Here is a 22,059-nt window from a genome sequence, read left to right on the forward strand (position 1 = left end):
CGGCCCGCGTTCAGTGCCTCGGGAACTCCGGCTCCGGTCGTTCTCTCGTCTCTGCCCGGGCTCCCGCATCACGGAGGACCAGAACCGCTGCCGCCGCGTCTCCCCGGGGCACGCCGCCGAGAATCAGGGCAGGAACCTGCGTTGCCAGGACCTTGCTGCGCCAGAGACTCAGCCCGGTCAGCCGACGCACGACCTGAGCGACGTCCAGCACCCGGACACCAGGGTCGGTGAGCACCACGTCATGGGGCACGTCGTCGCACACCAACAAGAAGTACTCGTCTGCCATCGCTTCCCCGCCCGTCTCTGGTTCGGAGCGTACGAGCCCTCGATCGTCATGTCGCGTCGTTTTGGTCGTGTTGAAGACAGCGACCACGGCTTTACGCCCGTTCCTGACGCGACGGCATGAGGTGCGCGTACACGCGAAGTCCTTGCTGTGGCTTCCTGACCCTCGATGAGCGTGGCTGCTTCGATATCCGTGCCGTGTACTTCTGACAGAACGACGGGCAGGACGACCACGATGCCGACGAGGCTCGAGGCGGCCGACCCGAACGGTGGGCTGAGCCTCACCCGTCTTCCTCTGCCCGACGGACATCCAACGGGAACTCCTAATGCGATGCTCACGCGCGATTGCTTTTCCGGGCCGTCCTGGCGTGAAAGGGCTCGATGGTGACCAATGTCGACAGCCGCCGGCAGCTCGGCAGCAGGTCAGGGTATTGATCGATTGGGTGGCCGTAGGTCACGGCAGCCGGTGATCAGTTGTCAGCGCGCTGATCGCGGCCGCCGCCTACTGCACGCCGTCGAAGAAGCCGGATTTCAGGTCCCCGATAATGGCGTCGAGCGGATGCCCGCTGACGATGAACGGTCCGCTCCAGGGCGCGCTGAGTGCGAAGAGCAACGCCAGGCTCAGTCCGACCACACTCGCAACCCCGACGATGAGCAGCGACGTTCGCAGGCTGCTGCGGAAGACCAGTGCACCGGAGTTCACGATCAAGGCCAGTCCGCTGACCACAAGCGTGACGATGTAGAGCGTGGGAACTTCGCGCGAGGCAGCCGCAACGCGCGCGCGACGACTACTGGTGACACCGTCCAGGGAAACCACCAGCTCCGTGCCTGTCGGGGTTCCCACGTCGGGCCGGGCCGCCTCGGCGCGCACACTGCGCTCCAACCGGGCGATCGCACGAGCGGTGGCCGGGTCGTCACCGGACGCCGCTTCCGTACCCTTCCACTCCCTGGCACGCGTGGTCTGCAAGTAGTCCAGCAGCGCCGCATGGATCGGCTCCGACTGGACGTGCGGACTCGTCGCCGCCCATGCCAGGCGGGAGGACGCGGCCGCCTCATCGCTGACCAACCCCTCGGCTGCCCGCAGGTAGCCGGCCTCGCTGGCCAGTGAGAGTGCGGCGAAGATCGCGAAGGCAGCGCCGAGTGTCGGCATCAGCGGCGTCGCGATCTGCGGCACCCGATCCCGTTCAGCGACCGGTACGAGCGCCCGGACGCCGACCCGCGCCACCGCCGCAACCAGCAAGGCAAGGAGGAGACCGCCCACAACCAGCACCACCGCCGGCAGCGAGGTCAACCAGTTCACCACATCACCTACAGCGCGTTCCCGAGAGCGCCCCACGGCGGCGGCACATCGGGCCCCGCGACCTGAAGCTCCTCGTCGATCACTCCTAATGAACGCTCCATGATCACAGGTCGAAGACCTCTGACCCCCGCGACGCCCGGCACGGCATCTCTTTTCGTTTACCGAACAGCCGAATACGGTCAGCGGCAGAGCTCCGTGATGGTGTCGTCGAAGTCCGGGAATTCGCGGGTCGCCTGCTCGATGACGGCGGCGGCGGGCTGCCTGTGGTCGGCCGCGAATCGTTCGGCGACGGCCGCCCGTTCCTGGTTGTGACGCGGGGTCCAATCGGGCTCGTACGAAGTGGCCGCCTCCCAGGGTCCGTACCCCCCGGCCAGGAGCCACAAGAAGGCAGCCAGATCGCGTGCTACGACACCGGTCTCGCCCTCGGAACCGAGAAAGACCACAGGCTGGTCGACGAGCGGGCGGTCCGGGCGGATGAGCCACAGGGCCGCGTATCCGCCCGAGCCGTCCTTGCCGAACACACGGAAACCGTCCCCATCCAGCTCCGCGTTACCCGTCCAGGCCCGGAACCAGTCAGTGGTCTCCTCACCGGACAGGAAGGCCGTAAAGGGCTCGAAGTCCACACCGTCGCCGTCGTCATAGTCGAACGGGACCGCCAGAGCGGCGGCGAGGGCCGCAGGGAACCGCCGGTCATCAGTAGAAATCACGCGTACACGCTAGCGACCGTCAACCGTCGGGACTTGCTCAGGGGGACGGCTCACTCTTCTTCCGTCGCCGTGGGACCTGTTCTCACCCTTTGCCGAGAGTCGCCCGCATGAGAGCCCACCGGGGATCGGGGCTCTCTCCTGGACGACTACACCTCGTTGAAGCCACGCGACGCGTCATAGATGTCAGCCTCGATGACGACCACGAAGAAGCTCGTCACGACGTAATGGACCATCACGCGGTCTTCCCAGGCCGCACGCGTCACCGTGTCGGTCATGTAGGCAAGGCTGCTGTCGGCGCCTTCGGGCTCGGCTGTGATCCTGTCGACGAGTCGCAGGAGCTTTTCCCGATCTGCCGTCGGGAGGTAGTCACGGAACCGCGCAACCTGCTCGGTGAACTGCACGCGTCTCTTCATCGAGGCAGGATTCTATGGACCCGGCGCAGGCCCCTGCCGGGAATATCGGTCGGGGCCTGCTCGCCTGGGGACAGCTCAGGCGACGGCTTTTGCCGGGGTGTTGGCGACGCCCGAGGAATCGGTGCAGGCGGACCACGAACCCCGATCCTCCGGCGGCCGCGAGCGATCGAAGTCGTCGTGCGGAAAGTGGTGCGCGGCCGGTGCTGGCAGGTCTCTCCCTGGCCATCGACGAAGCCCGGTCGTCGGTTGGGTCCCGGACGCTTTCTCCGGGCCGCCCCCGACAGGCCGGGGATGCAACCATTCCCTACGGAGCTGGAACCCCCGGAAGCCGGCCGCGCGGGTGTGACCCTAGCCGTGGGGACTGACAACGGGTCCTCCAGCGAGGGGCAGGAAGCCGAGGGGGCGGCGCGGAGGGTTTGGCCGGGTTGCCGGATCGGCAAATGTGTTCGTGGTCCTGGCTGCGGTGCTCACATGATCCGTGGTGAGGCGGCGACGCCGAGACCGAGGAGGGATCATGGAGGGTACGCATCGGGTTGTCTCCGGTGGCGGACGGCGGATTCATCTTGTCGAGCAGGGGGCCGGGCCCCTCGTACTGCTCGTGCACGGGTTTCCCGAGGGCTGGTACTCCTGGCGGCATCAGCTGCCGGTGCTGGCCGCGGCGGGATACCGGGCCGTCGCCATCGACGTGCGGGGGTACGGGCGTTCCGGCAAGCCGGTCGCGCCGGACGCCTATCGGATGGCCGAACTCGTCGAGGACAACGTCTTCGTGGTGCATGCGCTCGGCGAGGAGTCGGCCGTGGTCGTCGGCCATGACTGGGGTTCCACCATCGCCGCGAACTCCGCACTGCTCAGGCCCGACGTCTTCCGGGCCGTGGGGCTGCTGAGCGTGCCGTACGCCCCGCGCGGCGGCCCCCGGCCCAGTGACGTCTTCGCGCGGATGGGCGGTGAGGAGTTCTACGTCTCGTACTTCCAGGAGGCGGGGCGGGCCGAGGCCGAGATCGAGCCCGATGTACGAGGGTGGATCGCGGGGTTCTACGCCGCCTTCTCCGCCGACACCATGCCCGGGCCCGCCGCTCCCGACCCCCACTTCGTCGGTGCGGGGGGCACCCTGAGGGACCGGTTCCCCGTCGGCAGGCTGCCCGGGTGGCTCGGCGAGCGGGACCTCGACGTCTACGCCGGGGAGTTCGAGCGCACCGGACTCACCGGGGCGCTCAACCGGTACCGGAACATGGACCGTGACTGGGAGGACCTCGCCGCCTACGACGGTGCCCCGATCACCCAGCCCTCCCTGTTCGCGGGCGGCAGCCTGGACGCCTCCACGACCTGGCTGGCCGAGGCCATCGAGGCGTACCCGGTCACCCTCCCCGGCCTGGTCTCCTCGCACATCCTGGACGGCTGCGGGCACTGGATCCAGCAGGAACGGCCCGACGACGTCAACCGGCTGCTCGTCGACTGGCTCGCCGGCCTGCCCACCACCTGACGGCGGTAGGCGGCCACCCGGCCGTCGCAGGCCACCGGCACGAAGGGGCCACCAGCACGAAGGGGCTCACCAGCACGAAGGGGCCCACCAGCACGAAGGGGCCCACCAGCACGAAGGCTCCCCGGCACGAAGGCTCCCCGGCACGAACGGGCCCCGGCACGAAGGGAAGGGGGCCCACCAACACGAAGGCCCCCCGGCAGCACAAAGGGCCCCCGACCGGAGTCGGGGGCCCTTGGCCGTACGTCGGGTGGGTGCTCAGCCGCACTGGCAGGGGCTGCCCGACTGGCAGCCGCAGCCGCAGCCCGAGCCGCACCCGCACGCGCCGATGACCAGAAGGTTCTTGATCTCGACGGGCTGGTCGGTCTCGCGCTGCTGCGTGGGGTCGGGCGTGGTGCTGGGGGATTCGGCCATGGATCCCTCCTAGAGGTCCCTAGAGGCAGGGCGTGGTGCCCTGCCCATTTCATGCCCGTTTCACTGGGCGCATCAACGGCGCACAGTGGCGCCCGCACGCCCGACCCGCACGCCGCGAGCCCCCGACCCGCCAGGGGAGCCGTCGGCGGAACCGTCAGGAGTTACGCCCCCTCGACGCCCGTCACCGGCTGGATGTCCGGCTGCAGCTCGTCAGCGTGCTCACCCGTGACCAGGAAGACGACGCGCTTGGCGACGGCGACCGCGTGGTCGGCGTAGCGCTCGTAGTAGCGGCCGAGCAGCGTCACGTCGACGGCGGTCTCGATGCCGTGCTTCCAGCGGTCGTCCAGCAGGTGCTGGAAGATCGTGCGGTGCAGCAGGTCCATCTCGTCGTCGTCCTGCTCCAGCTGCAGGGCCAGGTCGACGTCCTTGGTGATGATCACCTCGGCGGCCTTGGCCATCAGGCGCTGCGCGAGCTGCCCCATCTCCAGAACGGTCGCGTGCAGGTCGTGGGGGATGGCGTTTCCCGGGTAGCGGAGCCGGGCCAGCTTCGCCACGTGCTGCGCCAGGTCGCCGGAGCGCTCCAGGTCGGCGGACATCCGCAGCGAGGTGACGACGATCCGCAGATCGGTCGCCACCGGCTGCTGGCGGGCCAGCAGGGCTATCGCCCGGGCCTCCAGGTCGTGGTGGAGTTCGTCCACCTTCTGGTCGGCCTCGATGACACTTTCGGCCAGCTTGAGGTCGGCGTCGAGGATCGCCGTCGTGGCGCGCCCGATCGCCGATCCGACCAGCCTGGCCATGTCGACCAGGCTGTCGCCGATCGAGTCGAGTTCCTCGTGGTACGCGTCCCGCATCAGGGTTCCCTCTCGTACGTGTGTTCTAGGGCTCCGGAGGCCGGGGCCCGTGGCCGAAACCAGCTCCGAACCCCACGCTCCCATGTTCTGGTCCCCGCGCGTCCGTTTCTGCCATCGCAAATGAACCAATACTGGCTCCAAGGTGAACTCTGGGCGACGAGTGTTCGAGCTGACACCTCGCGGACTGTGGGGATGTCGTACCCCCTGCTTAACCTGTTTGCATGGACGTGAACGCGGCGGTCGCCGCAGCGGCAGCGATCGCCGGGGTGCTTACCGGTGTCATCGCCATGCTGGCGTTCCGCTGGAGCGAACGCGACCAGAAGCGACCGACCAGGACTTCTCTGCACACCGACCCCGTACTGCCCCCGGGCGTGGACACCGTACTGAGCGTGCTGCGCTCCTCGGCGGTGGTCCTCGACGAGGGCGACATCGTGGTCAAGGCGAGCTCGGCGGCGTACGCCCTCGGACTGGTGCGCGGCGGCAAACTCGCCGTCGAACCCATGCTCCAGATGGCCCGGGACACCCGGCGCGACGGCGAGATACGCCAGGTCGAGCTGGACCTGCCCCGGCGCGGCACCGGACGCGGAGAGGCGCTCGCCGTCTCCGCCCGGGTGGCGCCCCTCGGCTCCCGGCTCGTACTGCTCCTCGTCGAGGACCTCACCGAGGCCCGTAGGATCGAGGCGGTACGACGCGACTTCGTGGCGAATGTCAGCCACGAGCTGAAGACCCCGGTCGGCGCACTCTCCCTCCTCTCCGAGGCCGTCATGGACGCCTCGGACGATCCGGAGGCGGTGCAGCGCTTCGCCGGTCGTATGCAGATCGAGGCCACGCGCCTGACCAACCTGGTCCAGGAGCTCATCGATCTGTCGAGAGTGCAGAACGACGATCCGCTGGAGGACGCCGAGCCCGTCCGGGTGGACGAACTCGTCGCCGAGGCGATCGACCGGTGCCGGCACCAGGCCGGCACCAAGCAGATCACCATGGCCGCAGGCGGCACCGCCGACCTGCACGTCTGGGGCAACCGCGGCCAGCTGGCCGCCGCCCTCGGCAACCTCGTCGAGAACGCCGTGAACTACTCGCCGGCCCGGACCCGGGTCGGGATAGCCGCCCGCCGGCTCAACGCGCCCGGCGGCGACATGATCGAACTTGCCGTGACCGACCAGGGCATCGGCATCACCGACAAGGACAAGGAGCGCATCTTCGAGCGCTTCTACCGCGTCGACCCGGCTCGCTCGCGGGCCACCGGCGGTACCGGTCTCGGTCTCGCCATCGTCAAACACGTGGTCGCCTCGCACGGCGGGGAGGTCACGGTGTGGAGCGCCGAAGGTCAGGGCTCCACGTTCACCCTCAGGTTGCCGGAGGCGGGCGCGGCTCGTGACCGCGCCTCGCAGCACCCCGACCCCGACCTCGATGACGAGGCCGGCACCACCGAGTCATCCCCGTACGAACCGCTTCCCGCCCCGGAGGTCCTTCCGTGACCCGAGTGCTCGTCGTCGAGGACGAGGAGTCCTTCTCCGACGCCCTGTCGTACATGCTCCGCAAGGAGGGCTTCGAGGTCGCAGTGGCGGCCACGGGCCCCGACGGACTCGACGAGTTCGAGCGCAACGGCGCCGACCTCGTCCTCCTCGACCTGATGCTGCCCGGCCTGCCGGGCACCGAGGTCTGCCGCCAGCTGCGCGGCCGGTCCAACGTCCCCGTCATCATGGTGACGGCCAAGGACAGCGAGATCGACAAGGTTGTCGGGCTCGAAATAGGAGCCGACGACTACGTCACCAAGCCCTTCTCCTCCCGCGAGCTGGTCGCCCGTATCCGGGCCGTCCTGCGCCGTCGCGGGGAGCCGGAGGAGGTCACCCCGGCCGCCCTCGAGGCGGGTCCGGTCCGCATGGACGTCGACCGTCACGTGGTGACGGTCTCCGGCTCCAAGGTCGACCTTCCCCTCAAGGAGTTCGACCTGCTGGAGATGCTGCTGCGCAACGCGGGCCGCGTCCTCACCCGCATGCAGCTCATCGACCGGGTCTGGGGCGCCGACTACGTCGGTGACACCAAGACCCTCGACGTCCACGTGAAGCGCCTGCGCGCCAAGATCGAGCCGGACCCGGGCGCGCCCAGGTACCTGGTGACGGTCCGCGGCCTCGGCTACAAGTTCGAGCCGTAAACCGCTGACCTGGTCCTGTGACCGACGCGAGAAGGGCGGTACCCCCGAGGGGGCCGCCCTTCTCGCGTCGGCCGCAGGGCCGTACGGCTGCTCAGCCCGCGTTCGCCGACTCCGACGCCGAGTCGCTCGGGGTGGCGCTCTCGGACGCCTTGTTCTTGCCCTTGGCGCTCTCGCTCGCCGTGGCGCCCGCCGCCGGGGAGCCGGAGGTCGAGGAGGAGGCGGACGAGGACGCGGAGGCCGAGGGCGACGGGACCGCGCTCGGGCCCCAGCCCGTGAAGAAGCTCTCGGCGGGCACGACGAACGCGCGCAGGCTCACATCACCCGTCTTGCTGAAGGTGAACGTGACCTTCTGCGCGTTGCCGTCCTTGACCGCCTCGCGGCTGCTGCCGAGCACCGCGGAGGCGTTGCCCTTGCCGCCCAGGATCAGCCGGCCGCCGCCCGGGATGGTCAGCGGCTGGGACTTGGTGGCGTGCAGCTCGGCGGTCTTGTTGGTGCCGGCGACGACGATCGACTGCAGTGTCTCGGGCTCGGTGCCGGTGTTGAAGATGGTCGCGGTGACCACGGCCGGGCCGGTCGAGGTGAGGTCGGGCTGGGTGATCACGGTCGCGTTCTGGACCTTGATGTCGCCGACACTCGTCGCGGCGTTGTCCGGCTTGATCTCCAGCGTCTGGGAGTTGTTGCCGGCACCGCATGCGGCGAGCGAGGCGACGGAGACGGCGATGGCGGAGGCGGCGAGGGCGCCGCGTCGAAGGCTGCTGCTCACGGCGGCGGCTACTCCTTGAACGCACGGGCGGCCCCGATAAAGCCGCCCTAAGTGTCTGTCAGCGGCCTTAGGTTACCGAGCCGTTCCCGCGTGGCCGCACCCGACCCTCCCCAAGCCCCTCGCTTCTCTTGAGCAGCTGCGGCCCCCAGGGCTCCACAAGTGACTCCCGGGTCACTTTGGGGGGCGCTCGTCAGGCATTCACATAACTCGCTCGCAACACCGCGCGCAAAATTTCCGTGAAGGAATGCGCGACCGCCGGGGAAATTGATCACGTACCGTTCGGTCGGACGCCTGTGATCAATTCCGGAAACGTCTCCGATCCGACATCGGCAGCCGAACGGAGTAGCGGAAGTCGTACGCTTGGAAGTGGACATATGGGGACGTTCGGCCACTTGGGCGGCCGTCCGGAGGTGTGTGACGTACGCGTTTCACCTCGCCCGAAGAGCCGCTCCGACCTGCGAATACCTGCTTCCGGACGGCCTGCGCAGCACGTCCCTGTTGCTGTTGTCAAGCCCCGAGATATGCTCTGACCTGCGAAAACGCCATTCAGAACCGCCGGTTTCCGTGTTACCCTGGATAGCCACGGAAGGGGTACCTGTCACATGACGTTCAAGGTTGGCGACACCGTGGTCTATCCCCATCACGGGGCCGCGCTGATCGAGGCTATCGAAACTCGCCAGATCAAAGGCGTGGACAAGACCTACTTGGTGCTGAAGGTCGCCCAGGGTGACCTGACGGTACGTGTGCCAGCGGACAATGCGGAGTTCGTCGGCGTGCGTGATGTGGTCGGTCAGGACGGGTTGGACCGGGTCTTCGAGGTGCTGCGCGCGCCGTACGCCGAGGAGCCCACGAACTGGTCCCGTCGTTACAAGGCAAACCTGGAGAAGCTCGCCTCGGGCGATGTCATCAAGGTCGCGGAAGTCGTACGTGACCTGTGGCGTCGTGAGCGCGAGCGCGGACTCTCCGCCGGTGAGAAGCGGATGCTCGCCAAGGCCCGCCAGATCCTGGTGAGCGAGCTCGCCCTCGCGGAGAACACGAACGAGGACAAGGCCGAGGCCCTGCTCGACGAGGTCCTCGCGTCCTGACGCCGTCCAGCTCGGCACACCGAAACTCCGCACACTGAATGCCGTGGTGCCCGATGACAGACTTGTCGCCGGGCGCTGCGGCATGTCCGTGCCCGGACTCGCGCTCTCGGAACCCCGCCCCGGCGGAAACCCCCGATACTAGGCGTGCCGGGCCCGGGCTGCTGGCTCGACCAGTGTCACGGAAGGGTCCGGTCAAGGCGTCGCGCCCGGCACTTCCCAGGCCATACCCACGCCAGGCCCGCACACAAACCTGACAGGAACCGATGTCTGACGATTCGCGTCCTTCGCGTACGGAACCGCGTACGGAACTGCGTACCGCGGCCGTGATTCCCGCCGCCGGCCGGGGCGTACGGCTCGGTCCGGGCGCCCCCAAGGCGCTACGCGCGCTGAACGGCACGCCCATGCTCATCCACGCGGTGCGCGCGCTGGCCGCCTCCCGCGCGGTCTCCCTGGTCGTCGTCGTGGCCCCGTCCGACGGCGCGCCCGAGGTCAAGTCGCTCCTCGCCGCGCACGCGCTGCCCGACCGCACCGACTTCCTCGTCGTCCCGGGCGGCGACTCCCGCCAGGAGTCCGTGAAGCTCGGCCTGGACGCGCTGCCCCCCGACTACGACATCGTCCTCGTCCACGACGCGGCCCGCCCGCTGGTCCCCGTCGACACGGTCGACGCCGTGATCCAGGCGGTCCGCGACGGCGCCCCCGCGGTCGTCCCCGCCCTGCCGCTGGCCGACACGGTCAAGGAGGTCGAGCCGGCGACGGTCCAGGGCGACCCCGAACCGGTCGTGGCCACGCCGCACCGCGCCCGCCTGCGCGCGGTCCAGACCCCCCAGGGCTTCGACCGGGCCACGCTGGTCCGCGCCCACGAGACGGTCACCGACAACGTCACCGACGACGCCAGCATGGTGGAACAGCTCGGCGAACAGGTCGTGGTCGTCCCCGGCCACGAGGAGGCCTTCAAGGTCACCCGCCCCCTCGACCTGGTCCTCGCGGAGGCGGTCCTGGCCCGCAGGAGGCTCAACGATGGCTTCTGAGCCGCCGCTGCTTCCGCGGGTGGGGATCGGCACCGACATCCACGCCTTCGAGGAGGGCCGCGAGCTGTGGTGCGCCGGCCTGAAGTGGGAGGGCGAGGGCCCGGGCCTGGCCGGCCACTCGGACGCGGACGTGGTCGCGCACGCCGCGTGCAACGCGCTGTTCTCGGCGGCGGGCCTGGGCGACCTCGGTCAGCACTTCGGCACGGGGCGCCCGGAGTGGTCGGGCGCGTCGGGCGTCACGCTGCTGACCGAGGCGGCACGGATCGTCCGCGACGCCGGATTCCTGATCGGGAACATCGCCGTACAGGTCGTAGGACCGCGCCCGAAGATCGGCAAGCGCCGCGACGAGGCGGAGAAGCTCCTTTCGGACGCGGCGGGAGCTCCGGTCTCGGTTTCGGGGGCCACCACGGACGGTCTCGGATTTCCCGGCAGAGGAGAAGGCCTCATGGCTGTCGCGACGGCGTTGGTCGTCAAGGAGGCGTGAGCGGTCCTGCCAAAGGGGCGCGGGGGGCTGTTCACTCAGCGGCTCCGCCGCGGGGCGCGAGCCCCCACGCACCCGCACCCGACAACGGCGCCACCCATCCGGCGCCACGCACTCCCGTCGGCCCACTACCCTAGGTCCCGTGACCATTCGCCTGTACGACACCAACGCCCGGCAGATCCGTGACTTCGCCCCGCTCGCGCCGGGCTGTGTCTCGATCTACCTCTGTGGTGCCACCGTGCAGGCGGCACCGCACATCGGCCATATCCGCTCCGGCCTGAACTTCGACATCATGCGCCGCTGGTTCGAATACCGCGGCTACGCCGTGACGTTCATCCGGAACGTCACGGACATCGACGACAAGATCATCACCAAGTCCGCCGACCAGGGCCGCCCCTGGTGGGCGATCGGCTACGAGAACGAGCGCGCGTTCAACGACGGCTACACCGCGCTCGGCTGCCTCCCGCCGACGTACGAGCCCCGCGCGACCGGGCACGTGCCGGAGATGATCGAGATGATGCGCGGGCTGATCGAGCGCGGGCACGCCTACGAGGCCGACGGCAACGTCTACTTCGACGTGCGCTCCTACCCGGACTACCTCCAGCTCTCCAACCAGGAGCTGGACAACCTCCGTCAGCCGGGGGGCGACGGCGAGACCGGCAAGCGGGACCAGCGGGACTTCGCGCTGTGGAAGGCCGTGAAGCCGGGCGAGCCCAGCTGGGAGACGCCGTGGGGCCGCGGCCGGCCCGGCTGGCACCTGGAGTGCTCGGCGATGGCCCACAAGTACCTCGGCGAGGCCTTCGACATCCACGGCGGCGGCCTCGACCTGATCTTCCCGCACCACGAGAACGAGATCGCCCAGGCCAAGGCCTACGGTGACGACTTCGCCCAGTACTGGGTGCACAACGCCTGGGTCACCATGAGCGGCGAGAAGATGTCGAAGTCCCTCGGGAACTCGGTCCTCGTCTCCGAGATGGTCAAGGCGTGGCGCCCGGTCGTGCTCCGCTACTACCTCGGCACCCCGCACTACCGCTCGATGATCGAGTACAGCGAGGAGTCGCTGCGCGAGGCCGAGGCGGCGTTCGCGCGGATCGAGGGGTTCGCGCAGCGCGTGGTGGAGCTGGCCGGGGGAGCCGTCGAGCCCTCGACCGAGGTCCCGCCGGCCTTCGCCGAGGCCATGGACGACGACCTGGGCGTCCCGCAGGCGCTGGCCGTCGTGCACACCACCGTCCGCCAGGGCAACAGCGCGCTGGCCGCCGACGACAAGGAAGCCGCCGTCGCCCGTCTCGCCGAGGTCCGTGCCATGCTCGGCGTGCTCGGCCTCGACCCGCTCGACGCACACTGGTCCGGCGGGACCGAGAAGGGCGAAGACCTGCACGGGGTCGTCGACAGTCTCGTACGACTCGTCCTGGACCAGCGTGAGTCGGCCCGCGGCCGCAAGGACTGGGCGACCGCCGACGCCATCCGTGACCAGCTCAACCAGTCCGGTCTCGCGATCGAGGACAGCCCCCAGGGCCCCCGCTGGACCCTCAAGTCCTGACCACCGGTCGACCACCGGTCAATCAAGATCGACTGTGCCGCCCGGCCCCCCGGGCGGCACACTGCATAAGACGTACAACACCGCATCAGTACGACGCCGAATGAGACGTACGTACGAAACGAAGCTTACGGAGACGGGTAACCCATGGCAGCCAACAACCGCCGCATGTCCGGCAAGAAGGGCGCGCAGATCGGCAGTGGCGGCCAGCGGCGCCGAGGCCTGGAGGGCAAGGGCCCGACCCCGCCCGCCGAGATGCGCAAGGGACACAAGAAGAACCGCATCGCCAACGCCAAGACGAAGCAGACGGTACGCCGTCCCGCGCCGCGCGGCCGGGGCGGCAAGGGCACCTCCGAGCTGGTCGTCGGCCGTAACCCGGTCGTCGAGGCGCTGCGCGAGGGCGTTCCCGCGTCCACGCTCTACGTCCAGCAGTTCATCGACAACGACGAGCGGGTCCGCGAGGCCCTCCAGCTCGCCGCCGAGCGCGGTGGCATCAACCTCATGGAGGCGCCCCGCCCCGAGCTGGACCGGATGACGAACGGCCTGAACCACCAGGGCCTGGTCCTCCAGGTCCCGCCGTACGAGTACGCGCACCCCGAGGACCTGGCGGAGGCCGCCTACGACGGGAACGAGGACCCGCTGATCGTCGCCCTGGACGGGGTCACCGACCCGCGCAACCTCGGCGCGGTCGTGCGTTCCGTCTCCGCCTTCGGCGGTCACGGCGTGGTCGTGCCCGAGCGGCGCGCGGCCGGTATGACGGCGGGCGCCTGGAAGACGTCGGCCGGTGCGGCGGCCCGCACGCCGGTGGCCCGTGCCACGAACCTCACCCGGGCCCTGGAGGCGTACAAGAAGGCCGGCATCGTGATCGTCGGCCTGGCGGCCGACGGCGAGCACACGGTTGGCGACCTGGAGGCGCTCTCCGGCCCCGTCGTCATCGTCGTGGGCAGCGAGGGCAAGGGCCTGTCCCGGCTGGTCGGCGAGACCTGCGACTACCGGGTGCGGATCCCGATGCCGGGCGGCGCCGAGTCGCTCAACGCCGGTGTGGCGGCCGGAATCGTCCTGTACGAGGCGGCCCGGCGACGCGGCTGACGCGCGGTGCGGGTGTTCCGGCAGCGAGGCCGCACTGCGGTGCAGGATGTTCCGGCAGCGGCGCTGACCTGCGGTGCGGGGTGTTCCGGCGGCGGGGCTGCGGGCGCGGTGCGGGGTGTTCCGGCGGCGGTACGCGGTGGCGTGCCGCCGGGGTTGAACAAACGTCCGCGACCTCACCTGCGCGGGGTAATTCCGGCGTCCTGCGCATCCTTGACGGGGTCCGGACACTTCGGGGCGGTCAAAGCAGTGTCCTAACTCCACGTCACTCGGTTAGATGAGTGTGGACACCAGAACACCCCGCACACCCACGGGGGACCGCTCGCCGGGATTCCGCTCCGGATTCACTTCCGGGCCCGACGACGCTCCCGCGCTGAGCATGGTGAAGGTGCCGAGCGATCCGGCGCAGGTCATCGTCAACCACGCGAGTTTCCGCGTGCAGTTGGGCGTATCGACACGGCGTACCCAATCTCCCCGGGTCGGACGGCACCTGAGCGCCACCGAGGACACCGCGCGCATCCCGGTCGCCGGCACGGCGGGCAGAGCGGGGGCGGCGCCCGGCCGTCGCCGCCCGGTCGTGTGGAGCGGCAAGTCCGCGCCGGACGACACCGGAGCCCACCGGCTGCTCCAGGCCGTTCGCGGCGGCAGCGTCCGGTACGCCGAGGAGCCCGTCGAACCGGCCGGCGCGACCCAGGTCATCCCGCGCGTCGACGACGGCTACGCCGACCTGGACCAGACCGTCGAGACCCCGATGGTCGGCCATCCGCGTTCCCCGGTCTCGGGCGAGACCCGGCTGCTGCCGCCCATGCGGACAGCGGGCAGCACCTACGACGAACCGGCTTACGGCGGACCGGACTACGGCGGACCGGACTACGGCGAGCAGGCCTACGACGAGCAGGCCTACGGCGAACGGGGTTACGCCGACGACGAGTTCGAGGACTTCGAGGAGCCGCCGTCGACCAGGCGGCACGGCGACGACCCGTCCCGGCACGCCTACTACCCCGGCCGCCGGATGAACCTGGGCGTGGTCCTGCTCCCGCTGCGGATCTTCCTCGGTTTCATCTCCATCTACGCCGGCATGGGCAAGCTGTGCGACCCCGTCTACTTCGACGGCGGCAAACGCGGCTCGATGGTCACCTGGCTCAACACGCTGCATCCCTGGGACGTCGCCGAGCCGCTGCGCCAGTTCGCCCTTCAGCACCCGGTCGGCTCCGGCCTGGTCATCGCCTTCTTCCAGGTGATCGTCGGCGTGCTGACCGTCCTCGGCTGCTGGCAGCGGGTGGCCGCGGTCGTCGGCGCCCTGCTCTCCGCCGCGCTCATCGTCACCGTCAGCTGGAAGACCGTCCCGGCGTACGACGCCCCCGACATCATCTATCTCGCCGCCTGGTCGCCGCTGATCATCGCCGGCGCCCCCGTCTACTCCGTCGACGGCCGCCTCGCGGGCAGCGCCTGGCGACGCCTGGGCCCGCACTCCGACATCTGGGACCTGCGTGCCTTCGTGCTCCGCCGGGGCGCCCTGGTCACGGCCGTCACGATCGGTCTCACCCTCCTCGTCGGGTCCCTGCTGGGCGGCGCGGTCCGCGACTCCAGCCGCGTGGTGGTCCCCGGCCCCGGTGAGGCTCCCCGCAACAACCTCCCGGGTTCCCCGCTGCCGGGCGAGTCGGCCAAGCACCGCAAGCAGACCCCGTCGGCCTCCACGGCCCCCTCGGGCGGCGCCACGGCGAGCCCGTCGCATGCGGCGACCACCCCGGGCGCCGACCGCAGCACGAGCGGTGCCACCACCACGACGCCCAGTCAGACCCAGGGCACCACGGGCCAGGCCCCGCCCCAGCACACGGCTCCCGCACCGACCACGGCCGGCCCGACCTCGGGCGGCACCGCGACCGGCGGTACGTCATCGACGGGCGGCACGGGCAGCGGCACGGGCAGCAACGGCGGCGGCTCGACGTCCTCGGGCCAGCCGGGCCTGGTGGGCGGCCTGCTGGGCTAGGACGGCACTGAGGCCCCGCACCTCGAAAGGTGCGGGGCCTCAGTACGCCCCGAACGGGTGCGGGACCTCATCGATGTGCGGCTGCGCCGCGGGGTCGATGCGCGGCCGCGCCGCGGGGCGCGACAAGCCACGCTGGGCCGGCAGCCGGCAGCCGGCAGCCGGCAGCCAGCAACGGCCGTCACCGGCCCAGCGCCGCCAGTTCCTTCGCCGCCTCCGTCAGGTCCTTCGCCGTGTCGATCGCCCGCCAGTACGCCCCCTGCGGAATCGGGAACCCGGCCAGCCGCCGGCTCCGCGCGAGGTGCGGGAACGTCGTCCGCTCGTGGTCCCCCCGTTCCGGAAGCATCTCGGCGAACTCCGGCGAGAAGACGTACACACCGGCGTTGATCTCGAACGTCGACGGCGGTGCCTCGATGAAGTCCGTGATGTGCCCGAAGCCGTCCGTCTGCACCGCGCCCCAGGGGATCCGCGGCCGGGCGAGCGCGAGCGTCGCCACCGCGTCCCGCTCCGTGTGGAAGTCGGCCATGTCGCGCAGCGAGAACCGCGTCCAGATGTCGCCGTTCGTGGCGTACCAGGGCCGGTCGGTGTGCGGCAGATGCGCGGCGGCGTACCTCAGGCCGCCGCCCCGGCCCAGCGGCTCGTTCTCCACCACGGTCGTGACGGAGAGGGGCAGGTCGGCCGAGTCCAGCCACTTCTGCAGGACGTCCGCGAGGTGGCCGCAGGAGACCACCACGTCCGTGACGCCCTCCTCGGCGAGCCAGGTCAACTGGTGGCCGATGATCGGCGTGCCCGTACCCGGGATCTCGACCATCGGCTTGGGCCGGTCATCGGTGTACGGACGAAGCCGTGAGCCCTGGCCACCGGCCAGGACCACGGCTTGAGTGGGGCGCAACGCGGCGTTCGGATGGGTCATGCCCCGAACTGTACGTCGCGCCCCCGGGCCGGCTTCCCGCCGTGAGGCGGCCCTTAAGGACCCGTTACCTGCTTACCGAACGGTGTTCAGCTGTGTGCCGCCAGCACTCCGGACGCGAAGGCCGTGTCACAGACCGGGCGGGCGTACGACTGGGCGCGCGAGGCGCCGTAGATGCGCACCGCGGCCCGGCCCAGCGCACGCGCGATGGACGAGCAGTGCCGGGCCAGCGACGGGTGGCCGTTGACCGCCTGCTGGAGGTGGGTGAGGACCTGGCCCGGGTTCTTGTCCTGGAGCTCGGTCATCAGCTGGTCGCGCAGGACGTCCTGGGGGGCCCGCGCGAGGGCCTTGGAGGAGACGTCGGCGTCGGTCACGTCGGTCGCGGTGAGCACCGAGTTCCGCGGGCTTCCCGTCCAGTTGACGCGGGTGACGGCGAGGGTCCCGGAGAGCACCAGGACGACGGGCAGGACGAGGGCGAGAGTGCGGCCGATCCGGCGGGCAGGGCCGCCCCGATGGCCGCGTCGCGTCTGAGGGGTGGTGGAGTGCTTCACGCGTGTGAGGGTAGCGTGCGGTAATGATTTGGCGACATTTAGTCACCGGTTCGGGGGATGGAGAAGTGCCCTGTTTCGGGTACGGGGTTGACGTACACGGCTCGAAAAGCACCCGCTTGCCGGGGTAAATCGGGACAACGGAAAGGGCCCCGCGGCAGGTCGCGGGGCCCTTGTCGTCAACCTGGGCAAGTTCACCCTGGTCAGAGGTTTCTCTGCTTGATCGGTCAGTCGGAGAGACGCTCGCCCGTGGAGGTCGAGAACACGTGGGTCTCGCCCGGCCGCGGCACGACGTGCAGCGTGGCGCCCTTCTCCGGGACCGCGCGGCCGCTGACGCGGACGACCAGGTCCTTGAGGTCGTCGCCGACCTTGGCGCTGCCGTAGACGTAGCCGTCGGCGCCGAGCTCCTCGACGACGTTCACGGAGACCGCGAGACCCGCCGGGGCGTCCTCGGAGTCCTTGGTGAGGGAGGCCGCGGCCTCGCCGTTGTGCTCGACGATGTCGAAGTGCTCGGGGCGGACGCCGACGGTGACCGTGCGGTCGCCCTTGTCGGCGGCGGCCTGGAGCGCCTCACGGTTGACCGGGACCACGCTGTTGCCGAACTTCACGCCGCCGTCGGTGATCGGGACCTCGACCAGGTTCATGGCGGGCGAGCCGATGAAGCCGGCGACGAAGAGGTTGGCCGGGCGGTCGTACATGTTGCGCGGCGAGTCGACCTGCTGGAGCAGGCCGTCCTTGAGCACGGCGACCCGGTCGCCCATCGTCATGGCCTCGACCTGGTCGTGGGTGACGTAGACGGTGGTGATGCCGAGGCGGCGCTGGAGGGACGCGATCTGCGTACGGGTCGAGACACGGAGCTTGGCGTCCAGGTTGGACAGCGGCTCGTCCATGAGGAAGACCTGGGGCTCACGCACGATGGCGCGGCCCATCGCGACACGCTGGCGCTGACCACCGGAGAGCGCCTTCGGCTTGCGGTCCAGGTACTCGGTGAGGTCGAGGATCTTCGCGGCCTCCTCGACCTTCTGCCGGATCTCCGCCTTGTTGACGCCGGCGATCTTGAGCGCGAAGCCCATGTTGTCGGCGACCGTCATGTGCGGGTAGAGGGCGTAGTTCTGGAACACCATGGCGATGTCCCGGTCCTTCGGCGGCAGGTGCGTGACGTCGCGGTCGCCGATGCGGATGGCGCCGGCGTTGACGTCCTCGAGCCCCGCGAGCATCCGGAGCGAGGTGGACTTGCCGCAACCGGACGGGCCGACCAGGACGAGGAACTCTCCGTCCTCGATCGCGATCTCGAGTCCGTCTACGGCGGGCTTGGTGGAACCCGGGTAGATCCGGGTCGCCTTGTCGAACGTGACAGTGGCCATGGCTCAGAGGCCCCCTTCTACCGGCAGGAACGTGCCGGACGATCCGTTGTAGGAAGGTGGTGTAGTCCACGAGAGTGAACTGGCTCAGGACGGTACCTGGCGTTCACCCCGTATGTCAGTACCTGGAGCCCTGTGAACTTCGCGGAAATTTTCGACGGGCCCCACCTGGGAGCTGGGTACACTGCACTGGCACGTGAGCGGCACACCCGCACGCAGGCCTCCTTAGCTCAGCTGGCCAGAGCAACGCACTTGTAATGCGTAGGTCGTCGGTTCGAATCCGACAGGGGGCTCGGTTCCGAGCAGAGGCGACGGCCCCCGCGATCATGGATCGCGGGGGCCGTCGGCCGTCGGTGCGGGGTCAGCCGGTGACCGTCTTCGTCGGCTTGCTGGTCGCCGTGCCGTCCTGGTGGCCCGTGCGGTGGGCCGTGACCTTCACGGTGATCTTCTTGCCCTTCTGGGCCGTCTTCAGGGTCAGCGTGGACTTGGTGGCCCCGCCGATCGCCTTGCCGTTCGCGTACCACTGGTACGTGTACGAGGTCGCCGCCGGGCTCCAGGTGCCGTGCGCCGCCGTCAGCTTCTTGCCGGTCCTCGCCGTGCCGCCGACCGTCGGCGCCTTGGTCGCCTTCGGCGCGGTCCCCTTCGCGACCGTCACCGCGGCCGAGGTCGCCGACCCGCTCAGCCAGCCGCTCTTCACGGCCGTCACGGTCACCGTGAGTTTCTTGCCCAGCAGGGTCGCCGGGACGGTGTACGACGCGGCGGTCGCCCCGGAGATCGCCTTGCCGTCGGCCTTCCACTGGTACGTGTAGGAGGTCGGGGTCGCCGACCAACTGCCGTTGGCCGCCGTGACCTTGGCGCCGACCTTGGCCGTGCCGGTGATCTTCGGGGCGGCCGTGCTCGCCAGCTGGGGCTGGGTCACCGTGAAGGTGCCGCTCGGGTACTCGCAGCACGTGGTGAACACGCTGGCGTTCCAGGTGCCGGTGGCCGCGCCGGTCAGGTCCAGGGTGGCGGTCACCGACCGGTTGTCGGCGGCCACCGAGTCGGCCTTCGCGGAGATGGTCCTGCCGGACAGGTTCAGCCGTACCTCGGTGTTCGGGCCGAGGGCGGTGCCGGTGACCGTCACCTTGACCTTGGTGCCGCTCACGCCGGTGGCCGGGCTGAGCCCGGTGACGCTCACCTTGTCGGTGCCGCACAGGGTGGACCGGCAGGCCAGCCGGGCGCTGTAGGCGGTGCCGGACGTGGTCTCGGGGAGGCCGAGCAGGAACACGGTCGGGGTGAGCGCCGAGGACGAGCCGAGCGTGGCGCAGTCGTAGCCCTCGCCGTCCTCGCCCAGGTAGCGGGTGCAGCCGTTGCGCCAGGACGTCGTGTTGTACAGCGCCGGTACGGCCTTGGCGGTCGCGCCGGTGGTGTCCTTGATGTCGGCGGAGAAGCTGTCGAGACCGGCGGTCGGCAGCACCGCGCAGACGGCGCTGTGCGCCTCGTCGAGGGTGCCGGTGACCGGGCCGTAGCCGTACGACACCGACGGGACCCTGGTGCACTCGGGCGCGGGGCCGTCGGCGGTCGCGATGCGCAGGGCGTCCAGGTGGTACGTGGGGGCGGCCTTCAGGTCGGCCGGGGTCTGGACGAGCACCTGGTGGGTGGTGGAGCCGGTGACCGCGCAGGAGCTGTTGCGGTAGGAGCACTCGACCTTGCCGTCACCGCCGATCACCGCGATGTTCGCCGTGCCCAGCGCGTCCCGCACGTTGACGTGGACGACGTCGGTGGCGGCCGGGGTGGTGACCTGGACGCAGTCGACGGTGCCGGCGGCGCCGGCCGTGCCCTTCACCGAGGGGCCGCCTACCTTGGCAGCCGCGGTCCTCGTGCAGCCCGACGTGGCGGCGGTGGCGGTGACGTCCCGGCGGGTCAGGGTGTAGGCGGCGGCCTGGTCGCGGCCGGTGACCAGCACGGTGTGGGCCATGCCCGGGGTGAGCGAGCACACCGTCCAGCCGCTGGTGGTGGGGATGTGGTCGCAGACCTTCTTGCCGGTGGCGTCCAGCACCGAGAACCTCGCCGGTACGTCGCCGGAGGTGGCGGTCAGTTGGAGCAGCTCGGTGCCGGTGTGGGCGTCCGCCGGGATGCTCAGGCACCGGGAGAAGACGCCGTCGCCGGTGGCGAAGGTGGCCTTGGCGCCGTCGGCGGTGAAGCTGCCGGCGGGCAGGACGGGGCAGTCACCCGCGGCGTCGGTGCGGTACAGGGCGAGGGCGTAGGGGCCGGTCGCCCCCTCGGCCTGGTTCTCGGTGTGCACCAGTGTCCGGTAGGGCGCGGTGCCGGTGAGCGCGCAGTTGCCGTCCGAGATCTCCTGCGCGGTGCACTGGGCGGTGCCGTCCCGGTCGAGGACCTCCAGGTCGGCCTCGACACCGGAGGAGGCGAGCGGCCTGAGGACGGCGATCCGGGCGTTCCGCGGGGCGGGCAGGGTCAGGCAGTCGTACTGGCCGGGCGTGCTCAGCTCGCCCTGGTGCAGGCCGTACCCGGTCGCCGTGCAGCCCGCGTCGGAGGCGCGGTCGAGGACGATCACGCCCTGGCGGGCGGGGCCCTCGGGGATCGCGGTGTAGGTGCCGGCCGCGGGCACCCGGCACGGGTCGGTGCCGCGGCACACGGTCCTGCCGTCGGTGCCGTAGACCTGGACGGGGCCGGTGGCGCGGTCCTCGTTCACGTAGTGGACGGTGTACTGGCCGGCCCTGTCGGTGGTGAAGGTGTAGCAGCCGCCGACGGTGAGGTCCTGCGGGTCCAGGGCACCGTAGGGGCGGACCGGGGCGGTGGCGCAGCCCTGCGGGTCGTTCAGGCGGCGGGCGGTGACCGTGTAGTCGGCGGGGAAGCCGCCGTCCGTGGAGGCCACCTGGGAGATCACCCGGTAGGGGCCGCTGCCGGGCAGCACACAGCTGTCCTCGCCGTCCTCCGGGAAGTGCGGGCAGATCCGGGCGCCCGTCGCGTCGGTGAGCCACGCGGTGGCGCTGCCGTAGACCCTGGTGGCGGCGGTGAGCCGGATGCGCTCGCCGGGCCGGGCGTCGATGCCCTGGCAGTCGACCTCGATCGGGCTCACGCTGGTGCGCGTGGTGAGCGGCTGGTCCCAGTTGGTGCCGGCGGCCTCGAAGCAGCCCGGCGTGGCCGACCCGAGCGGGACGACGGTGACCTGGGCGTCCTCCGGGTCCACCCAGCCGCTGTTGACGACCGTGAGGGTGTAGATGCCGGCCGCGGGCACCTGGCAGCGGCCCTGCTCGGAGAACTCCTCGTCGTAGCAGTCCACCTGGGTGCCGTCCGCGGCGGACAGCTGGGTGTACGCCTCGTGGTGGCTGTCCTCCAGCGACACCATGTACAGGCCCGCCTCCGGGGCCGTCACGGTGAAGCAGGCCTTGTCCTGGGCCGGGACGGTCGCCCTGCCCACGGCGTCCTGGGGGTCACCGAACGACGCGAGGGCCAGCGGGGCGCACACCGGGTCGTCGGCGCGGGCGGACCCGGCGGCGGTCAGGGTGAGCAGCGAGGTGAGCAGGGATACGACGAGGACCGTCACGGCGGTGAGCCGCCCGGGCCTCGCCGACGGACCGAAACCGGTGTCGGGCACGGGGTGCGCCATCAATTCCCCCCTGGAATACGAATGTTGGGGCGATGGTCGCACACAGGTGTGACACAGCCTCAAC

At 70.4% G+C, this 22,059-nt stretch carries 20 protein-coding genes and 1 tRNA gene; 10 read left to right on the forward strand and 11 right to left on the reverse strand.

Annotated features, from left to right (window positions below; translation table 11 throughout):
- Positions 1-10 precede the first annotated feature (10 nt).
- The 4 genes from ACWDGI_RS24155 to ACWDGI_RS24170 form a co-directional block, all read right to left on the reverse strand.
- The gene (locus ACWDGI_RS24155; RefSeq protein ID WP_450762196.1) at positions 11-286 is read right to left on the reverse strand and encodes a ribosomal protein L7/L12; all 276 of its coding nucleotides are present in this window, start codon (positions 284-286) and stop codon (positions 11-13) included.
- A 498-nt stretch (positions 287-784) separates the two neighbouring features.
- On the reverse strand, positions 785-1,582 hold the full coding sequence (locus ACWDGI_RS24160) for a bestrophin-like domain (RefSeq protein ID WP_450762198.1): 798 nt from the start codon (positions 1,580-1,582) through the stop codon (positions 785-787).
- A 179-nt stretch (positions 1,583-1,761) separates the two neighbouring features.
- Positions 1,762-2,289, reverse strand: coding sequence for an SMI1/KNR4 family protein (locus tag ACWDGI_RS24165; RefSeq protein ID WP_450762200.1), 528 nt, complete (start codon positions 2,287-2,289; stop codon positions 1,762-1,764).
- 146 nt (positions 2,290-2,435) lie between these two features.
- A complete protein-coding gene (locus tag ACWDGI_RS24170) occupies positions 2,436-2,690 on the reverse strand; it encodes a hypothetical protein (protein ID WP_450762202.1) in 255 nt (84 codons plus the stop codon).
- A gap of 526 nt (positions 2,691-3,216) precedes the next feature.
- On the opposite strand from ACWDGI_RS24170, the gene ACWDGI_RS24175 reads away from it, so the two are divergent.
- A complete protein-coding gene (locus tag ACWDGI_RS24175) occupies positions 3,217-4,182 on the forward strand; it encodes an alpha/beta fold hydrolase (protein ID WP_450762204.1) in 966 nt (321 codons plus the stop codon).
- A 255-nt stretch (positions 4,183-4,437) separates the two neighbouring features.
- Here the strand turns inward: ACWDGI_RS24175 and ACWDGI_RS24180 are convergent, their stop codons facing one another.
- Complete coding sequence (locus tag ACWDGI_RS24180) at positions 4,438-4,593, reverse strand: hypothetical protein (RefSeq protein WP_450762206.1); 156 nt, start codon at positions 4,591-4,593, stop codon at positions 4,438-4,440.
- 161 nt (positions 4,594-4,754) lie between these two features.
- Complete coding sequence (gene phoU, locus ACWDGI_RS24185) at positions 4,755-5,444, reverse strand: phosphate signaling complex protein PhoU (RefSeq protein WP_450762208.1); 690 nt, start codon at positions 5,442-5,444, stop codon at positions 4,755-4,757.
- Positions 5,445-5,665: 221 nt separating this feature from the next.
- Between phoU and ACWDGI_RS24190 the strand changes: the two genes are divergently transcribed.
- Positions 5,666-6,922, forward strand: coding sequence for a sensor histidine kinase (locus tag ACWDGI_RS24190; protein ID WP_450762210.1), 1,257 nt, complete (start codon positions 5,666-5,668; stop codon positions 6,920-6,922).
- Positions 6,919-7,599, forward strand: a complete 681-nt coding sequence (locus tag ACWDGI_RS24195) for a response regulator transcription factor (RefSeq protein ID WP_010358452.1) — start codon at positions 6,919-6,921, stop codon at positions 7,597-7,599. The genes ACWDGI_RS24190 and ACWDGI_RS24195 overlap by 4 nt, the downstream gene beginning before the upstream one ends.
- A gap of 91 nt (positions 7,600-7,690) precedes the next feature.
- Here the strand turns inward: ACWDGI_RS24195 and ACWDGI_RS24200 are convergent, their stop codons facing one another.
- On the reverse strand, positions 7,691-8,362 hold the full coding sequence (locus ACWDGI_RS24200) for a DUF461 domain-containing protein (protein WP_450762212.1): 672 nt from the start codon (positions 8,360-8,362) through the stop codon (positions 7,691-7,693).
- A 602-nt stretch (positions 8,363-8,964) separates the two neighbouring features.
- On the opposite strand from ACWDGI_RS24200, the gene ACWDGI_RS24205 reads away from it, so the two are divergent.
- The 6 genes from ACWDGI_RS24205 to ACWDGI_RS24230 all read left to right on the forward strand — a co-directional run bounded on the left by ACWDGI_RS24205 (position 8,965) and on the right by ACWDGI_RS24230 (position 15,569).
- Positions 8,965-9,447 (forward strand): CarD family transcriptional regulator, encoded by a 483-nt coding sequence (locus tag ACWDGI_RS24205; RefSeq protein ID WP_003953493.1) that lies wholly within the window; start codon positions 8,965-8,967, stop codon positions 9,445-9,447.
- A 263-nt stretch (positions 9,448-9,710) separates the two neighbouring features.
- Positions 9,711-10,475 (forward strand): 2-C-methyl-D-erythritol 4-phosphate cytidylyltransferase, encoded by a 765-nt coding sequence (gene ispD, locus ACWDGI_RS24210; protein WP_450762213.1) that lies wholly within the window; start codon positions 9,711-9,713, stop codon positions 10,473-10,475.
- Entirely contained in the window at positions 10,465-10,959 is a 495-nt protein-coding gene (gene ispF / locus ACWDGI_RS24215; RefSeq protein WP_450762215.1) for a 2-C-methyl-D-erythritol 2,4-cyclodiphosphate synthase, read from the forward strand. Before ispD ends, ispF begins: the two co-directional genes overlap by 11 nt.
- A gap of 139 nt (positions 10,960-11,098) precedes the next feature.
- On the forward strand, positions 11,099-12,496 hold the full coding sequence (gene cysS / locus ACWDGI_RS24220) for a cysteine--tRNA ligase (RefSeq protein WP_450762217.1): 1,398 nt from the start codon (positions 11,099-11,101) through the stop codon (positions 12,494-12,496).
- Between the two features lie 144 nt (positions 12,497-12,640).
- Entirely contained in the window at positions 12,641-13,582 is a 942-nt protein-coding gene (gene rlmB, locus ACWDGI_RS24225) for a 23S rRNA (guanosine(2251)-2'-O)-methyltransferase RlmB (RefSeq protein ID WP_450762219.1), read from the forward strand.
- 274 nt (positions 13,583-13,856) lie between these two features.
- On the forward strand, positions 13,857-15,569 hold the full coding sequence (locus tag ACWDGI_RS24230) for a DoxX family membrane protein (RefSeq protein ID WP_450762221.1): 1,713 nt from the start codon (positions 13,857-13,859) through the stop codon (positions 15,567-15,569).
- Positions 15,570-15,747: 178 nt separating this feature from the next.
- On the opposite strand, the gene ACWDGI_RS24235 is transcribed toward ACWDGI_RS24230, so the two are convergent.
- The 3 genes from ACWDGI_RS24235 to ACWDGI_RS24245 form a co-directional block, all read right to left on the reverse strand.
- Entirely contained in the window at positions 15,748-16,479 is a 732-nt protein-coding gene (locus tag ACWDGI_RS24235; protein ID WP_450762223.1) for a nucleotidyltransferase family protein, read from the reverse strand.
- A gap of 86 nt (positions 16,480-16,565) precedes the next feature.
- Positions 16,566-17,027, reverse strand: coding sequence for a hypothetical protein (locus ACWDGI_RS24240; RefSeq protein WP_450762225.1), 462 nt, complete (start codon positions 17,025-17,027; stop codon positions 16,566-16,568).
- A gap of 224 nt (positions 17,028-17,251) precedes the next feature.
- Positions 17,252-18,388, reverse strand: coding sequence for an ABC transporter ATP-binding protein (locus tag ACWDGI_RS24245; RefSeq protein WP_450762227.1), 1,137 nt, complete (start codon positions 18,386-18,388; stop codon positions 17,252-17,254).
- 216 nt (positions 18,389-18,604) lie between these two features.
- Between ACWDGI_RS24245 and ACWDGI_RS24250 the strand changes: the two genes are divergently transcribed.
- Positions 18,605-18,678, forward strand: a tRNA-Thr gene (locus tag ACWDGI_RS24250).
- Positions 18,679-18,746: 68 nt separating this feature from the next.
- Here the strand turns inward: ACWDGI_RS24250 and ACWDGI_RS24255 are convergent.
- A complete protein-coding gene (locus ACWDGI_RS24255) occupies positions 18,747-21,995 on the reverse strand; it encodes a Tat pathway signal protein (RefSeq protein ID WP_450762229.1) in 3,249 nt (1,082 codons plus the stop codon).
- Positions 21,996-22,059 lie beyond the last annotated feature (64 nt).

It is taken from the genome of Streptomyces sp. NPDC001220 (genome assembly GCF_053597895.1).

Bases quoted from the DNA above. Each gene is read 5' to 3' on its own strand.
- ispD (WP_450762213.1), top strand. From the start codon at position 9,711: ATGTCTGACGATTCGCGTCCTTCGCGTACGGAACCGCGTACGGAACTG.
- ACWDGI_RS24180 (WP_450762206.1), bottom strand. From the start codon at position 4,593: ATGGCCGAATCCCCCAGCACCACGCCCGACCCCACGCAGCAGCGCGAG.
- ACWDGI_RS24235 (WP_450762223.1), bottom strand. From the start codon at position 16,479: ATGACCCATCCGAACGCCGCGTTGCGCCCCACTCAAGCCGTGGTCCTG.
- ACWDGI_RS24255 (WP_450762229.1), bottom strand. From the start codon at position 21,995: ATGGCGCACCCCGTGCCCGACACCGGTTTCGGTCCGTCGGCGAGGCCC.
- ACWDGI_RS24230 (WP_450762221.1), top strand. From the start codon at position 13,857: ATGAGTGTGGACACCAGAACACCCCGCACACCCACGGGGGACCGCTCG.
- ACWDGI_RS24155 (WP_450762196.1), bottom strand. From the start codon at position 286: ATGGCAGACGAGTACTTCTTGTTGGTGTGCGACGACGTGCCCCATGAC.
- ACWDGI_RS24205 (WP_003953493.1), top strand. From the start codon at position 8,965: ATGACGTTCAAGGTTGGCGACACCGTGGTCTATCCCCATCACGGGGCC.
- ACWDGI_RS24245 (WP_450762227.1), bottom strand. From the start codon at position 18,388: ATGGCCACTGTCACGTTCGACAAGGCGACCCGGATCTACCCGGGTTCC.
- rlmB (WP_450762219.1), top strand. From the start codon at position 12,641: ATGGCAGCCAACAACCGCCGCATGTCCGGCAAGAAGGGCGCGCAGATC.
- ACWDGI_RS24175 (WP_450762204.1), top strand. From the start codon at position 3,217: ATGGAGGGTACGCATCGGGTTGTCTCCGGTGGCGGACGGCGGATTCAT.
- ACWDGI_RS24190 (WP_450762210.1), top strand. From the start codon at position 5,666: ATGGACGTGAACGCGGCGGTCGCCGCAGCGGCAGCGATCGCCGGGGTG.
- ispF (WP_450762215.1), top strand. From the start codon at position 10,465: ATGGCTTCTGAGCCGCCGCTGCTTCCGCGGGTGGGGATCGGCACCGAC.
- phoU (WP_450762208.1), bottom strand. From the start codon at position 5,444: ATGCGGGACGCGTACCACGAGGAACTCGACTCGATCGGCGACAGCCTG.